The 16,761-nt window shown below is 69.4% G+C and carries 14 protein-coding genes and 1 riboswitch; of the genes, 11 read left to right on the forward strand and 3 right to left on the reverse strand.

Features of this window, described 5'->3' with window-relative positions; genetic code table 11:
• Positions 1 to 94: riboswitch (glycine riboswitch) on the forward strand.
• A gap of 248 nt (positions 95 to 342) precedes the next feature.
• The 8 genes from gcvT (at position 343) to WFJ17_RS15305 (ending at position 10,813) form a co-directional block, all read left to right on the forward strand.
• Positions 343 to 1,449, forward strand: a complete 1,107-nt coding sequence (gene gcvT, locus WFJ17_RS15270) for a glycine cleavage system aminomethyltransferase GcvT (protein ID WP_336628635.1) — start codon at positions 343 to 345, stop codon at positions 1,447 to 1,449.
• Positions 1,446 to 1,823: a glycine cleavage system protein GcvH gene (gene gcvH / locus WFJ17_RS15275; protein WP_251446955.1), complete on the forward strand. Its 378-nt coding sequence runs from the start codon at positions 1,446 to 1,448 to the stop codon at positions 1,821 to 1,823. The genes gcvT and gcvH overlap by 4 nt, the downstream gene beginning before the upstream one ends.
• Positions 1,824 to 1,879: 56 nt before the next feature.
• The gene (gene gcvP / locus WFJ17_RS15280) at positions 1,880 to 4,696 is read left to right on the forward strand and encodes an aminomethyl-transferring glycine dehydrogenase (RefSeq protein WP_442927994.1); all 2,817 of its coding nucleotides are present in this window, start codon (positions 1,880 to 1,882) and stop codon (positions 4,694 to 4,696) included.
• 197 nt (positions 4,697 to 4,893) lie between these two features.
• Positions 4,894 to 6,519 (forward strand): peptide ABC transporter substrate-binding protein, encoded by a 1,626-nt coding sequence (locus tag WFJ17_RS15285; RefSeq protein WP_336648855.1) that lies wholly within the window; start codon positions 4,894 to 4,896, stop codon positions 6,517 to 6,519.
• Positions 6,520 to 6,704: 185 nt separating this feature from the next.
• Complete coding sequence (locus WFJ17_RS15290) at positions 6,705 to 7,631, forward strand: ABC transporter permease (protein WP_336648856.1); 927 nt, start codon at positions 6,705 to 6,707, stop codon at positions 7,629 to 7,631.
• Positions 7,624 to 8,565 (forward strand): ABC transporter permease, encoded by a 942-nt coding sequence (locus WFJ17_RS15295; RefSeq protein ID WP_336648857.1) that lies wholly within the window; start codon positions 7,624 to 7,626, stop codon positions 8,563 to 8,565. The genes WFJ17_RS15290 and WFJ17_RS15295 overlap by 8 nt, the downstream gene beginning before the upstream one ends.
• Positions 8,562 to 10,235: an ABC transporter ATP-binding protein gene (locus WFJ17_RS15300; protein WP_336648858.1), complete on the forward strand. Its 1,674-nt coding sequence runs from the start codon at positions 8,562 to 8,564 to the stop codon at positions 10,233 to 10,235. The genes WFJ17_RS15295 and WFJ17_RS15300 overlap by 4 nt, the downstream gene beginning before the upstream one ends.
• 20 nt (positions 10,236 to 10,255) lie before the next feature.
• The gene (locus tag WFJ17_RS15305) at positions 10,256 to 10,813 is read left to right on the forward strand and encodes a PH domain-containing protein (protein WP_336648859.1); all 558 of its coding nucleotides are present in this window, start codon (positions 10,256 to 10,258) and stop codon (positions 10,811 to 10,813) included.
• Between the two features lie 167 nt (positions 10,814 to 10,980).
• Here WFJ17_RS15305 and WFJ17_RS15310 read toward each other — a convergent pair whose 3' ends face one another.
• Positions 10,981 to 11,949, reverse strand: a complete 969-nt coding sequence (locus tag WFJ17_RS15310) for a hypothetical protein (protein ID WP_336648860.1) — start codon at positions 11,947 to 11,949, stop codon at positions 10,981 to 10,983.
• 233 nt (positions 11,950 to 12,182) lie between these two features.
• On the reverse strand, positions 12,183 to 12,980 hold the full coding sequence (locus WFJ17_RS15315; protein ID WP_336648861.1) for a CPBP family intramembrane glutamic endopeptidase: 798 nt from the start codon (positions 12,978 to 12,980) through the stop codon (positions 12,183 to 12,185).
• A 111-nt stretch (positions 12,981 to 13,091) separates the two neighbouring features.
• Here WFJ17_RS15315 and typA point away from each other — a divergent pair, with 111 nt between their 5' ends.
• Positions 13,092 to 15,002 (forward strand): translational GTPase TypA, encoded by a 1,911-nt coding sequence (gene typA / locus WFJ17_RS15320; protein WP_251446979.1) that lies wholly within the window; start codon positions 13,092 to 13,094, stop codon positions 15,000 to 15,002.
• Positions 15,003 to 15,058: 56 nt separating this feature from the next.
• Here typA and WFJ17_RS15325 read toward each other — a convergent pair whose 3' ends face one another.
• Positions 15,059 to 15,607, reverse strand: coding sequence for a helix-turn-helix domain-containing protein (locus tag WFJ17_RS15325; protein WP_292884650.1), 549 nt, complete (start codon positions 15,605 to 15,607; stop codon positions 15,059 to 15,061).
• 65 nt (positions 15,608 to 15,672) lie between these two features.
• Between WFJ17_RS15325 and WFJ17_RS15330 the strand changes: the two genes are divergently transcribed.
• Both WFJ17_RS15330 and WFJ17_RS15335 read left to right on the forward strand, forming a co-directional pair.
• Complete coding sequence (locus WFJ17_RS15330) at positions 15,673 to 16,419, forward strand: AzlC family ABC transporter permease (RefSeq protein WP_251446986.1); 747 nt, start codon at positions 15,673 to 15,675, stop codon at positions 16,417 to 16,419.
• Entirely contained in the window at positions 16,416 to 16,730 is a 315-nt protein-coding gene (locus tag WFJ17_RS15335; RefSeq protein ID WP_251446990.1) for an AzlD domain-containing protein, read from the forward strand. The genes WFJ17_RS15330 and WFJ17_RS15335 overlap by 4 nt, the downstream gene beginning before the upstream one ends.
• Positions 16,731 to 16,761: the final 31 nt, after the last annotated feature.

Here is a 16,761-nt window from a genome sequence, read left to right on the forward strand (position 1 = left end):
ATGGTCCGCGCGGGAGAGTCCGGTGATCGCAGCCGGACACCGAAGGAGCAAGCCTCCCCGCCAATCTCTCAGGTAACCGCACCGCGCAGATCCGGCCGCTCTGAAAAGCGATTTCGAGCGAAGCAAGAAATCGGGTTGAGCGAGGCCGCCGAAGGCGTCCGAGCCGAAACCCCGGTGAGCAGATCCCCGCGGATCTCCACCTCTTGTTGCTTCACGACGGATCCGCCGACGGTGAAAGCCCTCGCGCACGCGCGCGGGCGAAGCTCTCAGGCCCATGACAGAGGGGGAGTTCTCGGATCCGCGCGCCGCCCGGATCCTCACCCATCCGCACGGGAGAGCTCCATGACAGACGCCCGCTACACCCCGCTCCGCGAGCGCCACGAGGCGCTCGGAGCCTCGTTCACCGATTTCGGCGGCTGGCAGATGCCGGTCCGCTACACGTCCGACCTCGCCGAGCACCACGCCGTGCGCGAGGCGGCCGGGATCTTCGACATCTCGCACATGGCCGAGTTCACGATCCGCGGCGCCGGCGCCGCGGAGTATCTCGACTACGCCCTCGCCGGCCGGCTCTCGGCTCTCGCGGTCGGCAAGGCGAAGTACTCCCTCCTGCTCGCCGAGGACGGCGGGATCATCGACGACGTCATCGTCTACCGGCTCGGCGACGAGGACTTCCTCATCATCAGCAACGCGGGCAACCGCGACGCCGTGCGCGAGGCGCTGCTCGCCCGCACCGCCGATCGTGAGGTCGTCGTGGCGGACGTCTCCGACGACTACGCGCTCATCGCCGTGCAGGGTCCGAACGCCGAGGCCATCCTCGCGGAGACCGCGGGCATCGACGAGGTCTCCGTCCCCTGGGCGGAGCAGAAGTACTACGCCTGGGCGAGTGCGGACTACCAAGGCAAGCCGCTGCTGCTCGCGCGCACGGGCTACACGGGCGAGGACGGGTTCGAACTGCTCGTGGCCGCCGCGGACGCCGCGGCGCTCTGGGACGCGGTCGTCGCCGCCGGCGCGGAGCACGGGCTCGTCCCCGCGGGTCTCGCCGCACGCGACACCCTGCGCCTCGAAGCAGGCATGCCCCTCTACGGGCACGAGCTGAACCGCGAGACGAAGCCGGCCCAGGCCGGGCTCGGCCGCGTCGTCGTCGCCGACAAGGAGAGCTTCGTCGGCAAGGACGGCATCACGCCGGCCGAGGGCGCGCGCGTGCTCGTCGGCCTGGCCGCCGAGGGCCGCCGAGCCGGCCGCGCGGAGTACGCGGTCGTGAGCGAGGACGGCACGGTGGTCGGCGAGATCACCAGCGGCGCCCTCAGCCCCACGCTCGGCCACCCGATCGCGATGGCCTTCGTCGACCCCGCGGTCGCCGACGGCTCCGTCCCCCTGTTCCTCGACGTCCGCGGGACGAAGATCCCCGCATCCCTCACCGCCCTGCCTTTCTACCGGAGGAAGAAATGACCGATCTGAACACCCTGCGCTACAGCGAAGAGCACGAGTGGGTCGCCGTGGACGGCGACAATGCCACCATCGGCATCACCGACTTCGCCGCCGACGCCCTCGGCGACATCGTCTTCGTCGAGCTGCCGGCCGTGGGCACCTCCTTCAGCCGCGGCGACGTCTTCGGCGAGGCCGAGTCGACCAAGTCCGTCTCCGAGCTCTACGCGCCGGTCGACGGCACGGTCGTCGAGATCAACGACGCCGTGGTCGGCGACCCCTCGCTGGTCAACTCCGCCCCCTTCGAGGGCGGCTGGCTGATCAAGGTCTCCCTCGCCGCGGGCGCGGTCGACGGTCTGCTGGACCGCGACGCGTACGTGGCGCACACGGAGGGCTGAGAGTGACCTCGTTCGCAGACCGCCACATCGGCACCACGGCCGACGCCCAGCGGGCGATGCTCGACGCCATCGGCATCGCGTACGGCGCCGATGAGCGCCCCGTCGATGCGCTCATGCGCGAGGCCGTGCCCGCTTCGATCCGGTCGGCGGCAGACCGCGTCAGCGTGCTTCCGGCCGCCGCGAGCGAGGCCGAGGCCCTCGCCGAGCTGCGTGCCCTGGCCGACGGCAACACGGTGAACCGCGCCATGATCGGCCTGGGCTATTACGGCACCATCACGCCGAGCGTGATCCAGCGCAACGTGCTGGAGAACCCGTCCTGGTACACGGCCTACACGCCCTATCAGCCGGAGATCTCGCAGGGCCGGCTCGAGGCGCTGATCAACTTCCAGACCATGGTCTCGGAGCTGACCGGCCTCGACACCGCGAACGCGTCGATGCTCGACGAGTCCTCCGCGGTCGCCGAGGGCATGCTGCTCGCGCGGCGCGGATCCAAGTCCGCCTCCTCCGTCTTCGTGGTCGACGCCGATGCGCTCCCGCAGACCAAGGCACTGCTCGCGACGCGTGCCGACGCCGTCGGCATCGAGCTCGTCGAGCGCGATCTCGCCGCGGGCGAGACGCTGCCCGAGGAGCTGTTCGGCGTCTTCGTGCAGTACCCGGGCGCCTCCGGCCGGATCTGGGATCCGTCCGCGGTCATCGACGCGGCCCACCTCGCCGGCGCCCTCGCCGTCGTCGCGGCCGACCTGCTCGCGCTCACCCTGATCGCCTCGCCGGGATCGCTCGGCGCCGACGTCGCCGTGGGCACCACGCAGCGCTTCGGCGTGCCGATGGGCTTCGGCGGTCCGCACGCGGGCTACATGGCGGTGCGCAGCGGTCTGGAGCGGCAGCTCCCCGGTCGCCTCGTCGGCGTCTCGCAGGATGCGGACGGCCACCCGGCCTACCGCCTCGCGCTGCAGACCCGTGAGCAGCACATCCGCCGGGAGAAGGCCACCTCGAACATCTGCACCGCCCAGGTGCTGCTGGCCGTGATGGCCTCGATGTACGCGGTCTACCACGGCCCCGAGGGGCTCAGGGAGATCGCGACCGGCGTCGCGTCCAAGGCGCGCTTCCTGGCCACCCAGCTGGAGAAGGCCGGCGCCGAGATCGTGCACGCGGACTACTTCGACACGATCACGGTCCGCGTCCCCGGCCGGGCGCAGGCGCTCGTCGCCGACGCCCACGCGGCGGGGATCCTGCTGAACCCGGTCGACGCCGACACGGTGAGCATCGCCGCCGACGAGACCACGACCTACGAGGACATCCTCGCGGTGGCGACGGTCTTCGGCGCGGGAGAGGGATCCTTCGCCTACATCCCGGTCACCAGCGTGCCCGCGGCCCTCGCCCGTCAGGACGAGTACCTCACGCATCCCGTGTTCCACGCGCACCGCTCGGAGACTGCCATGATGCGGTATCTGAAGAGCCTCGCGGACCGGGACTACGCGCTCGACCGCGGCATGATCCCGCTCGGATCCTGCACGATGAAGCTCAACGCGGCGACCGAGATGGCGGCGATCACCTGGCCCGAGTTCGCGCAGCTGCACCCGTTCGCCCCGGAGGCGGACGTGCGCGGCACGCTTGAGCTGATCGACCAGCTCGAGGCGTGGCTCGCCGACGTGACCGGTTACGACGCGGTGTCCCTGCAGCCGAACGCCGGTTCGCAGGGAGAGCTCGCGGGCCTGCTCGCGATCCGCGGCTACCACCTCGCGAACGGCGACGATCACCGCACGGTGTGCCTGATCCCGTCGTCCGCGCACGGCACCAACGCCGCCTCGGCGGTGCTGGCCGGCATGAAGGTGGTCGTCGTCGCGACCGATGAGCTGGGCAACGTCGACCTCGACGACCTGCGCGCGAAGATCGCGCAGCACGCCGACGAGATCGCTGCGCTCATGATCACCTACCCGTCCACGCACGGCGTGTACGAGCACGACGTGCTCGACATCACGGCGGCGGTGCACGCGGCCGGCGGTCAGGTGTACATCGACGGCGCGAACCTCAACGCGCTGCTCGGCTACTCCCGGTTCGGCGACCTGGGCGGCGACGTCTCGCACCTCAACCTGCACAAGACGTTCGCGATCCCGCACGGCGGCGGCGGCCCCGGTGTGGGCCCGGTCGCGGCCAAGGCGCACCTCGCTCCGTACCTGCCCGGGCACCCGCAGGCCCAGCGCGAGACGCACGCGGGCGGCTACGTCTTCGAGGGCGGTCCGGTCTCCGCGGCGCCGTACGGATCCGCCGGCGTGCTGCCGATCTCGTGGGCGTACGTGCGCATGATGGGCGCCGACGGCCTGCGCGACGCGACGGCGGCGGCGGTCCTCGCGGCCAACTACGTCGCGGCGCGTCTGGGCGAGCACTACCCGGTGCTGTACTCGGGGGAGCAGGGCCGGGTGGCGCACGAGTGCATCCTCGACCTGCGTCCGCTCAAGGAGGCGACCGGGATCACCGTGGACGACGTGGCCAAGCGCCTTATCGACTACGGCTTCCACGCCCCGACCATGTCGTTCCCCGTCGCGGGCACGCTCATGGTGGAGCCCACGGAGTCGGAGGACCTCGGCGAGCTGGAGCGCTTCGTCGAGGCCATGATCCAGATCAGGGCCGAGGCGGCCGAGGTCGCCGCGGGCGTCTGGCCGGCCGACGACAACCCGCTCGTGCACGCACCGCACACCGCGGCCTCGCTGCTCATGGGGGAGTGGGATCACGCCTACTCCCGTGAGCAGGCGGCCTACCCGACGCATGCGCTCATCGCGGGCAAGTACTGGCCGCCGGTGCGTCGCATCGACAACGCCTACGGCGACCGCAACCTGGTGTGCGCCTGCCCGCCCGTGGAGGCGTTCGCGCTGTAGTCGTCGGGACCCGATGAAGAGCCGTCGAGACGCCCCGGAATCCGCTTCCGGGGCGTCTCGTCGTTCAGGTCACCAGTGAATAACGGTTAACGCCGCGCATTCGTGCGATCCGCGGATCGGCGGTTAGGCTCGAGTATCCCTGAGCACTCGACGACGAGTGCGCAGATTGCTGTCAATTGTCCACAGGAGGACACAACGTGAAGCGCAACAAGATCGCCCTCGCGGGCATCGGGCTGCTTGCGGCGGGCGCACTCGCCCTCGCCGGCTGCTCCAGCAAGTCCGGCGGCGACGCCACCGCCTCGACGGGTGGGGATTCGAAGTCGATCATCCGTGTGAGCGGAAGCGAGCCCGAGAACCCGCTGCTCCCCGCCAACACCAACGAGGTCGGCGGCGGCAAGATCCTCGACTCGATCTTCGCCGGTCTGGCGTTCTACGACGCCAAGGGCAAGCTCGTCAACGACATGGCCGAATCGATCAAGGTCGACGACTCCAGTGACCTCACGATCAAGGTCAAGCAGGGCAACACCTTCTCCAACGGCGAGAAGGTCACCGCCGACAGCTTCATCAACGCCTGGCAGTACGGTGCGTTGTTCTCGAACAAGCAGCTCAACCAGTCCTGGTTCAGCGACATCGAGGGCTTCAGCGCCGACGCGGACTCCCCGCTGACCGGTCTGAAGAAGGTCGACGACTACACCTTCACGATCAAGCTCTCCAACCCGGTCGCGGCGGACTTCTCGCAGCGTCTCGGCTACTCGGCGTACTACCCGATCCCCGAGGCCGGTCTGAAGGACATGGCCGCGTTCGGCGAGAACCCGATCGGCAACGGCCCGTACAAGTTCGCCAAGACGGGCGCGTGGCAGCACAAGGTCGAGCTCGACCTCGTCAAGAGCGACAGCTACAAGGGTGCGCGTCAGGCCAAGAACGGCGGCGTGACCTTCGTGTTCTACGCGACCGCCGACGCCGCGTACGCCGACCTGCAGAGCAACAAGGTCGACGTCATCGACCTGATCCCCGCCTCGGCGCAGCAGACGTTCGAGTCCGACCTGGGCGACCGTGCGGTCAACCAGCCGGCGGCGATCTTCCAGTCGTTCACCCTTCCGGGCAACCTGGCGCACTTCACGGGCGACGAGGGCAAGCTCCGCAAGGAGGCGATCTCGCTCGCCATCGACCGCGCGGCGATCACGAAGACGATCTTCAACAACACCCGCACCCCGGCCAGCGACTTCACCTCGCCGGTCATCGCGGGCTGGTCGGACTCGCTCAAGGGCGCCGACGTGCTGAAGTTCGACGCCAAGAAGGCGAAGGAGCTGTGGGCCGAGGCCGACAAGATCTCGCCGTGGTCCGGTAAGTTCCAGATCGCGTACAACTCCGACTCCTCCCACCAGGCGTGGGTCGACGCGGTCTCGAACCAGCTGAAGAACAACCTCGGCATCGACGCCTCGGGCAACCCCTACGTCGACTTCGCCTCGCTCCGCAAGGACGTGAACGCCCGCACCATCCAGACCGCGTTCCGCACCGGCTGGCAGGCGGACTACCCGGCGCAGTACAACTTCCTGCAGCCGCTCTACGGCACCAAGGCCTCGTCGAACGACAGCGACTACTCGAACCCCGAGTTCGACGCGCTGCTCGCGAAGGGCGCTTCGGCTTCCGACCAGTCCGAGGCCACGAAGGACTACTCGCAGGCGCAGGAGATCCTCCTCCAGGACCTCCCGGCGATCCCGCTGTGGTACTCCAACGTGAACGGCGGCTTCGCCAAGGGCGTGAACAACGTCCAGTTCGGTTGGAACTCGGTTCCGCTGTACTACGAGATCACCAAGGGCTGACCGGCCCGAGGGATCACACCCGCGAGGCGGTGACGACCACGTCACCGCCTCGCGCGCTGTCAAAACAGCGCAAACCCAAAGTGTCGTGCACGTCGAACACGTGACACGATTCTCTCAGCGAGGCGTCGCACCCGCACAGATCGTGCCGGGGACCCGAGGCGCCTCCTCATCTGGAGGGAGGGCGAATGTTCGGATATATCCTCAAACGCCTCTTGCAGGTCATCCCCGTGTTCCTCGGGGCCACCCTGCTCATCTACTTTCTGGTGTTCGCCATGCCCGGCGACCCGATCGCGGCGCTCTTCGGCGACAAGCAGCCGAGCCCGCAGCTGCACGCGGCTCTCACGGCTCAGTACCACCTGGACCAGCCGTTCATCGTGCAGTACTGGTACTACCTGGTCGGCATCTTCCAGGGGAACATGGGCACCACGTTCTCCGGCCGGTCCGTCAACGACGTGCTCGCGGCGACGCTGCCGGTCACGGGTCGTCTGGCGGTCATGGCGATCGCGCTCGAGTTCGTGCTCGCGATCATCATCGGCACCTTCTCCGCGCTGCGCAAGGGCAAGATCTTCGACAACTCGATGCTCGTCTTGTCGCTGGTCTTCATCTCGATCCCGATCTTCGTCATCGCGTTCCTCGCGCAGTACTTCCTCGCGGTCAAGCTGCAGTGGTTCAGCCCGACCGTGGGCGCCGACAACGACTGGGGCGACCTCTGGCTGCCGGCGATCGTGCTCGGCGTCAGCCTGTACGCGACGAGCATGCGGCTGATGCGCGGCTCGGTCATCGACACGCTCAACCAGGACTGGGTGCGCACCGCCTACAGCAAGGGGCTGCCGCGACGACGCGTCATCCCCGTGCACGTGCTGCGCAACTCCCTGATCCCGGTGATCACCAACTCCGCCACGAACTTCGGCGTGCTGCTCGTCGGCGCCACCGTCACCGAGGGGATCTTCAACGTCCCCGGCGTCGGCAACACGCTGTTCCACGCGATCCAGCAGCACGAGGGGCCGACCGTGGTGTCCTTCGTGACCGTGTTCGTGATCATCTACGTGCTCGTCAACCTGCTCGTGGATCTGCTGTACGGCCTGCTCGACCCGAGGATCCGCTATGTCTGACACCAGCGCGACGCACTACGTCGCACCCATCCCCGAGGGCACCGTCGCCGTCGACGCCATCAAGATCGCGGACAAGCCGTCCAACCTCTGGCGCGACGCCTGGGCCGACATCCGCAAGCGTCCGATGTTCTGGATCTCGTTGGTGATCGTGCTCATCGTGCTCCTGATGGCCGTCTGGCCGACGCTGTTCACGCAGACGCCGCCGAACAACAACTGCCAGCTGTCGAACTCGAACGGCGGTCCCGCAGCCGGGCATCCGCTCGGCTTCACCTTCCAGGGCTGCGACATCTACGCCCGCACCGTGTGGGGAGCGAGGACGTCGCTTTCCGTCGGCATCATCGCGACGCTCATCGGTTCGATCATCGGCCTCGTCATGGGCGCCCTGGCAGGCTTCTACGGAGGCTGGCTGGATGGGGTGCTTTCCCGCGTGGGCGACATCTTCTTCTCGATCCCCTACATCCTCGCAGCGGTCGTCGTGATGAGCGTTTTTGCGCAGTACCGCAACGTGTTCACGCTGGCGTTCGCCATCGGCGGGTTCGCGTGGGCGTCCACGGCGCGCGTGGTGCGCGCGGAAGTCCTGAGAGTGCGCCAGGCCGATTTCGTGACGGCCTCGCGAGCGCTCGGGAAGTCGCGCTTCGGCACGCTCATCTCGCACGTCATCCCGAACGCGATCGCACCGCTGCTCGTGATCACCACGCTGAGCCTCGCCGCCGCGATCGTCGCCGAGGCGACTCTGTCGTATCTCGGTGTGGGACTCGGATCCGACACGATGAGTTGGGGCAATGACATCGGCCAGGCCCAGGCCTCGCTGCGCGTCGCCCCGATGGCGCTCATCTACCCCTCGATCGCGCTGACCGTCACCGTCCTCGCGTTCATCATGCTGGGCGAGCTCGTGCGAGACGCCCTCGACCCGAGAGCGAGGGCTCGCCGATGAGCGCATCGACCGACACACCGCTTCTTCAGATCCGCGATCTGAGGATCGCCTTCGACACGCAGAAGAGCTCGCGCGAGGTCGTGCACGGCGTCAACCTCGAGCTGTATGCGGGCGAAACGCTGGCGATCGTGGGCGAGTCCGGTTCGGGCAAGTCCACCACGGCCTCCGCGATCATCAATCTGCTGCCTGGAACCGGGCACGTGACCGCGGGCAGCATCATGCTCGACGGTCAGGAGCTGACCTCGCTCACCGAGGGGCAGATGGAGAAGATCCGCGGTCGCGAGATCGGCTACGTGCCCCAGGATCCGATGTCCAACCTCAACCCCGTGTGGTCGATCGGCTTCCAGGTCAAGGAGGCGATCCGTGCGAACGGGCTCGCCCAGGGCCGCAAGGAGATCGAGGCCCGCGCGATCGAGGTGCTCCAGCAGGCGGGACTCGCGGACGCGGCCAAGCGCCTGCACCAGTACCCGCACCAGTTCTCCGGCGGCATGCGCCAGCGCGCGCTCATCGGCATCGGCCTCGCGGCCGACCCGAAGCTGCTCATCGCGGACGAGCCCACCTCGGCGCTCGACGTGACCGTGCAGCGCGTGATCCTGGACCACCTCGCGGGGCTCACCAAGGAGAAGGGCACCGCGGTGCTCCTGATCACGCATGACCTGGGGCTCGCGGCCGAGCGCGCCGAGAAGATCATCGTCATGCAGAACGGCGAGATCGTCGAGGCGGGACCGAGCCGGGAGATCCTGGAGAACCCGCTGCATCCGTACACGAAGAAGCTCGTGGCCGCAGCCCCGAGCATCGCTTCGCAGCGGATCCAGGCCGTGGTCGAGAAGCGCGGCATCGAGACGAGCGAGGACATCGCGGGCATCCCGCCGACCGTCAGCGTGCGCGAGCTCACCAAGGACTACAAGATCCGTCAGGGGTCGTTCCGCAGTGTGCCGTTCCGCGCCGTCGACGCCGTGTCCTTCGACATCCCGCGTGGCAAGACGCTCGCCCTCGTGGGCGAGTCGGGCTCGGGCAAGTCGACCGTCGCCAAGATGGTCCTCAAGCTCGAGGAGCCGAGCTCGGGAACGATCCAGATCGATGGCGCCGACATCTCGGGTCTTTCCGGACGCGAGACCCTGGCGCTGCGCCGGCGCATGCAGCCGGTCTTCCAGGATCCCTATGGATCCATGGACCCGCTGCGCAACATCGGCAACACGATCTCGGAGCCGCTGGACATCCACGGCGTGGGCGACCAGGCGTCGCGCCGCGCGCGGGTGCTCGAGCTGCTGGATCAGGTCTCGCTGCCGCGGGAGCTGGCGACGCGGTATCCGAACGAGCTGTCCGGCGGTCAGCGTCAGCGCGTCGCGATCGCGCGTGCGCTCGCGCTGAAGCCCGACATCGTCGTCCTCGACGAGGCGGTCTCCGCGCTCGACGTGCTGGTGCAGGACCAGATCCTGAAGCTGCTCGCCGAGCTGCAGAGCGAGCTCGACCTCACCTACCTGTTCATCACGCACGACCTCGCCGTCGTGCGCGTCGCCGCCGACCTGGTGTGCGTGATGGAGAAGGGCAAGCTGGTCGAGCAGGGCACGGTGGACGAGATCTTCGCGAACCCGCAGCAGGAGTACACGGAGCGCCTGCTCCAGGCCATCCCGGGCGTCTCGATCGCCCTGGGCGGTCGCAGCGCGTGAGCTCGATGGATCAGACGCCCGTGGGCGCGCGGACCTACCGCGCGACCACGGGTGTCGCCGTTCTCGTCGTGTGCGCGGTGTTGTCCGTGTTCCTGCTCGGCGACGCGGTGGTGCGGGGCAGCTGGGGACTCATGCTCCTGTTCGTGCCCTGGGTCCTGCTCGTGCTGTGGCTCATCTACGTGGTGAGCGTGGCGTCGATGGTGCACGTCGACGAGGAGGGCGCCTCGGTGCAGAACTTCCTGCGCCGCACCCGCTTCGGCTGGCGCAGGGTCACCGAGCTCGATCTGCGCTGGCAGCTGGACTTCACGCTCGACGACGGCCGGAAGCTCGCCTGCTGGGGCGGCCCGGGCCGGATCCAGTCGCCGCGGATGAAGCGCTCGGGCGAGGTCACCGTTCCGCAGAGTCTGCAGGCGCTCACCGACGTGCGCGCCCGCTGGGAGAACGCGGTGGAGCGCCCGGTCGGCACGACGGGCGAGGGCGTGGACGCCCCGATCCGGCGCAGCTGGGACTGGCCGGCGATCGGCGCACTGGTCGTCATCGTCGTCTGGGCCGCGATCGCGATCGCCGTCACCCGCTGACCCGTCCGTCCGTCCGGTCCGTTCGTCCGGCGTGCGGCCGTCCGTTGGCACCTCGCTCCGGCCGTCCGGCGGGCGACCGTGAGACCGAGTTTCCGTGCCGAGACCCGCGATCGCATCGTCGGTCTCGTGCGGCAGGTTCGGTCTCACGGTGCGGTGGCCGCGCACCGTCACGCGAGATCCCGCAGCGTCGCGAGCAGCGCCGCATCCCGGCGATGGGGGCGGGGCACGCCGGCGCTCATCAGGATGCCGGTGAGGATGGCGAAGTCCCGGACCTCGCTCCAGCCCCAGTGCAGGAGGCCCGAGGCCTGGCGGCGCAGACGGGAGTCCCGCTGCTTCTCCCGCATGATCGCGCTCATCGGATCCTGAAGCGTTCCGTCGTACTTGATCCGGCCATCGGCCTCGCCGATGATCCTCCTGCTCCGCCAGAAGAAGTCCGCGCGATCGACGCATCCCTCCAGGTGGAACTCGACCTGGAGCTCGGGAAGCTCGAACCCCGCCGCCTCCATGACTCCGAGGCTCAGCGACTCCAGCGGACTCTCGGGCACGCCGGTCGCGCGTTCGAGCGCCCATCGTGCATTCCTGCGACCGCGTGAGGTCTCACGGCTCTCGTTGATCGCTCGCAGCTCGTCCGGCCTCGGATCCCTGGCGCGACGAAGCAGCGCGTCGACGAAGGCGAGGCCCTCGATCGGCGGGACGGAGCGCGCGACATCCACGGCCGTATCCGGGATCCCGGTGAGCAGTGTTCCGCCGACCTCCTCGATCACGCGGTCGTGGCCGCCGGTGTGGATACGGATCCTGCCGGCGAGCCGACTGGATCCGAGGGGTTCGAGCACGTGGACCGGCTCATCGGCCCGGCCGAGATAGACGCCGCGCAGGGCGGCCGCGGAGACGCCGCAGAACACGGCGTCCGGCTTCTTCAGCGCCACGGCATGGACGTGCGCGAGGTAGCGAGCCCACGGCGGCAGCGTCTGCCAGCGTTTCGACTCGGCGTAGACACCGGGCATGATCCGGATGATCTCGCCGCGATGCCAGGCCCGGTTCAGGCGACTCGCGTTCAGCGGGCTGCGCTCTCGCAGCAGTTCGATCGGGACGGGGGCGATCCCGTCGACAGCGATGGATTCGGAGGTGCCGTTCATCCCCCTGATTCTCACCACGCCCCGGACGACCCGGGGGCCCATTGCCGCAACGGTGAGGAACCCGCCGCACCTCCCGCCTGTGGAGGACGACAGTCGTCGTCAGCGAGACCGAACTCCCGTCCCGAAACCGACGTTGGCATCGCGGGTCTCGGGACGCAGGTTAGGTCTCGCGGCCAGGGGGCGGGACGGGGCGGGGCAACGGGACGGGGCGGGGCGGGGCGACGGGGCGGGGGTCAGTGCCCGCTGATACCGAACAGGGACGGCCACAGGGCCGCGACCACGGGGTAGCCGACGAACGCGGCGGCGTCGATGAGGAAGTGCGCCACGAGGAACGGCAGCAGGCGGCCGCTGCGCAGGAAGAGGGTGCCGAACAGGAGGCCCATCGCGAGGTTGCCGACGAAACCCGGCAGGCCCTGGTACAGGTGGTAGCTCGCGCGGAGGACGGACGTGCCGAGCACGATGGCCCAGGGGCTCCAGCCGAGCTGGCGCAGGCGGGCGAACAGGTACCCGAGGACGACGAACTCCTCCTGCAGCGCCGCGCGGGCCGCCGACAGCAGCAGCACGGGGATCGTCCACCAGTAGGCGCTCGCGGATCCCGCATCCACGGCGAGCGACAGTCCGAGCGCGCGCCCCGCGACGTACAGCGCGAGGCCGGGGACGCCGATCGCGAGCACGAGGCCAGTGCCCCAGGCCGTATCGCGTCCGATGCGGCGGCCGTCGAGGCCGAGTGCGCCCAGATGCGGCCGCGTCGGGCGCCACAGCAGGAAGCACACCAGCAGCACGGGCGCCACGGCGAAGGCGAGACCGAGCAGCTGGTAGAGGAGGTCGAAGACCTCCCGGCTGGACAGTGCGGGGTTCAGGGACGTGCTCTGCTGCGCGATCGGCGTGGAGCGGGTCGCGCTGTCGATGAGCTGCACGATCGCGTACACGGCGGACTGGCCCAGCCCGAGCGCGAGCACGATCGCGATCTCCCAGCCGATCCGGATCCGGGACGGGGCATCCGGCGGGGACAGGGGGACCGCGATCTTCATGTGATGAGCGTACGGGGCCGTCTGATGAGCGTAAGGCTCCGTCCAGGTGCCGTGTTGTATCCTGAAGAGTCCGGAATCCCGGGCGAAACCCCATCTGCATTGGATTCCTTCATGGCGCACGCCCTCCGTTCCGATCTCCGCAACGTCGCCATCGTCGCGCACGTCGACCACGGCAAGACCACGCTGGTCGACGCCATGCTCCGCCAGACCGGATCCTTCGGCGAGCACGCGCACGTCGAAGAGCGCGCGATGGACTCCAACGACCTGGAGCGTGAGAAGGGCATCACGATCCTCGCCAAGAACACGGCGATCACCTACAACGGCGCGCACACCGACACCCCGATCACGATCAACGTGATCGACACCCCGGGTCACGCCGACTTCGGCGGCGAGGTCGAGCGCGGCCTGTCCATGGTCGACGGCGTGGTGCTGCTCGTCGACGCGTCCGAGGGCCCGCTGCCGCAGACCCGCTTCGTGCTGCGCAAGGCGCTCGAGGCCAAGCTCCCGGTCATCCTGCTCGTGAACAAGACCGACCGTCCCGACGCGCGCATCGCCGAGGTCGAGGAGGAGGCGCACGACCTGCTGCTGGGCCTCGCATCCGACCTCGTCGACGACGTCCCCGACCTCGATGTCGACGCCCTGCTCGACGTCCCCGTGGTGTACGCTTCGGGCCGCGCCGGCGCGGCCTCGCGCACGCGTCCCGAGAACGGCTCGCTGCCCGACAACGACAACCTCGAGCCGCTGTTCGAGGCGATCCTCGAGCACGTGCCGGCTCCCGCCTACGACGACGAGGCGCCGCTGCAGGCCTGGGTCACGAACCTCGACTCCTCGCCCTTCCTCGGCCGCCTCGCGCTGCTGCGCGTCTTCAACGGCACGCTGAAGAAGGGGCAGACCGTCGCCTGGGTGCGCGGTGACGGCTCGACGAGCAACGCCCGCATCACGGAGCTGCTGAAGACCCGCGCCCTCGAGCGCTACCCCGCGGAGGAGGCCGGCCCCGGCGACATCGTCGCGATCGCCGGCATCGCCGACATCACGATCGGCGAGACGATCGCGGATCCCGAGGACGTGCGTCCGCTCCCGGCCATCACGGTCGACGACCCCGCGATCTCGATGACGATCGGCACCAACACCTCGCCCCTCATGGGCAAGGTCAAGGGCCACAAGCTCACGGCGCGCATGGTGAAGGACCGCCTGGACCGCGAGCTCATCGGAAACGTCTCGCTCAAGGTCGAGGACATCGGGCGTCCGGACGCGTGGGAGGTGCAGGGCCGCGGCGAGCTCGCGCTCGCGATCCTCGTCGAGAACATGCGTCGCGAGGGCTTCGAGCTCACCGTCGGCAAGCCGCAGGTGGTCACGAAGAAGATCGACGGCAAGACCTACGAGCCGTTCGAGCACCTCACGATCGACACGCCGGAGGAGCACCTCGGCGCGATCACCCAGCTCCTCGCGAACCGCAAGGGGCGCATGGACAACATGACCAACCACGGCACCGGCTGGGTGCGCATGGAGTTCATCGTCCCCTCGCGCGGGCTCATCGGCTTCCGCAGCGAGTTCCTCACCACGACCCGCGGCACCGGCATCGCGAACGCGATCTCGCACGGCTACGAGCCGTGGGCCGGTCAGATCACGACGCGCCAGAACGGCTCGATCGTCGCCGACCGCTCCGGCGTGGTCACCCCCTTCGCGATGATCGCCCTGCAGGAGCGCATGTCGTTCTTCGTGCAGCCCACCGAAGAGGTCTACGAGGGCATGGTCATCGGCGAGAACTCGCGCGCCGACGACATGGACGTGAACATCACCAAGGAGAAGAAGCTCACCAACATGCGCTCCTCCACGGCCGACAACTTCGAGTCGATGACGCCGCCGCGCCTGCTGACCCTCGAGGAGAGCCTCGAGTTCGCCCGTGACGACGAATGCGTCGAGGTCACCCCCGAGAAGGTCCGCATCCGCAAGGTGATCCTGGACGCGACGGTCCGCGGCCGCGAGGCCTCGCGTCAGAAGCGCCAGGACTCGGGCGCCTGATCCGTGCAAAGGCCCGTCTGCTCCGGCAGGCGGGCCTTTCTCGTGCGCGGCGCCGGTCAGCGCAGCTCGGACACGAGCACGGCGGAGGTGCCGGGCTCGAGCGCCTCGAAGACGTGCCCGGCGTCGCCCGGGTAGGACAGATAGTCGCCGGGGCGCAGTTCGACGGCCCCGTCCGCCGGGCCGACCAGCGCGCGCCCGCTGATCAGCACCACGTGCTCGGTGGTGCCGACGTGGTGCGGCTGGGAGCGGCGCGGCTCGCCGGGCTCCGCCTGGATGATGTACAGGTCGCGTCGGGCGCCCGGGGGACAGGCCGCGATCAGCGTCGCCAGATACGGTGCCGCTGCCGAGGGCACGCCGGCGTGCTCGCCGGCGCGGATCAGGGTCGGGGCGCTGACGCGCTCCTCGACGAATGCGGCGAAGGGGAGGCCCAGCGCGTCGGCGATCGCCCACAGCGTCTCGACGCTCGGGCCGGTGGATCCGCTCTCCAGCTGCGACACCGTGGCCTTGGAGACGCCGGCGCGGCGTGCGAGCTCGGACACGGAGATCCCGGCCGTCTCGCGTTCGCGACGGAGGGATCGGGAGATGCGCTCGCGGAGATCATCCATGCGGCCAGTATTCCAAACGATCGTTCGCCTTGACAAACATTGCGCCGATGTTCAGAATGATCGTCATGCGTTCAGAGGAGCGAACGGTCGACCGTGACGGCGACGAGATCGCCGCAGAGGTCCGCGGCGCGCGCCGTGAGGCGCTCGGCGTCGCCCTCGCCACCAGCGCCTACGGCGTGTCTTTCGGGGCGCTGGCCGTCGCCAGCGGCTTCGACGTGTGGCAGACCTGCGTGCTCAGTCTGCTCATGTTCACCGGCGGGTCGCAGTTCGCCTTCGTCGGTGTGATCGGCGCCGGCGGGATCGCGGCGGCGCCGGCGGCGATCGCCTCGGCGCTGCTGCTGGGCGTGCGCAACGTCGCCTACGGCATGCGGATGTCTCCGGTGATCGGCCGTGGTGCGCTCAAGCGCGCCGCCGCCGCCCCCTTCACCATCGACGAGTCCACCGCGGTCTCGCTCGCGCAGACCTCGCCGCGGGCCCGCACCCTCGGCTTCTGGATCACCGGGCTCGGCATCTACGCCGGCTGGAATCTGACGACGCTGCTCGGCGCGCTGCTCGGCGACGTCCTCGGGGATCCCAGGACCTATGGCCTGGACGCGGCGGCGGCCGCGGCGTTCCTCGCCCTGCTCTGGCCCCGGCTGCGCCGACGCCAGGCGATCGCGGTGGGGATCGCCGCCGCGACCGTGGCGACCGCGCTCACGCCCGTGCTGATCCCCGGGCTGCCGGTGCTCGTCGCCGCGCTCGTGGCCGTCGTCGTCGGGTGGTTCAACTGGCTGGGGCGCGAGGGAGCCGAACCGGCGGGGGGAGAGGCATGACGCTGTGGAACGCGGTGCTGCTCGCGGCGATCGGGTGTCTGGCGCTCAAGGCGGCCGGATACCTCGTGCCGGCCTCGGTGCTGGAGGCGCCGCGGCCGGCGCGCATCACGGATCTGCTCACCGTCGCCCTGCTGGCGGCCCTCGTCGCCGTGCAGGCGCTCGCCTCGGGGCAGCACATCGTCGTGGACGCACGGGTCCCTGCGGTGCTCGTGGCCGCCGGGCTGCTGTGGCTGCGGCAGTCGTTCCTCGTCGTGGTGATCGCCGCGGCCGTGGTGGCCGCCCTTCTGCGCCTGGTGGGCTGGGCGGCCTGAGGGCGGCGGACAGGGTGGCCGCGTAAGCTCG

The sequence above is a fragment of the Microbacterium sp. MMO-10 genome (genome assembly GCF_037148715.1).
Taxonomy (GTDB): domain Bacteria; phylum Actinomycetota; class Actinomycetes; order Actinomycetales; family Microbacteriaceae; genus Microbacterium.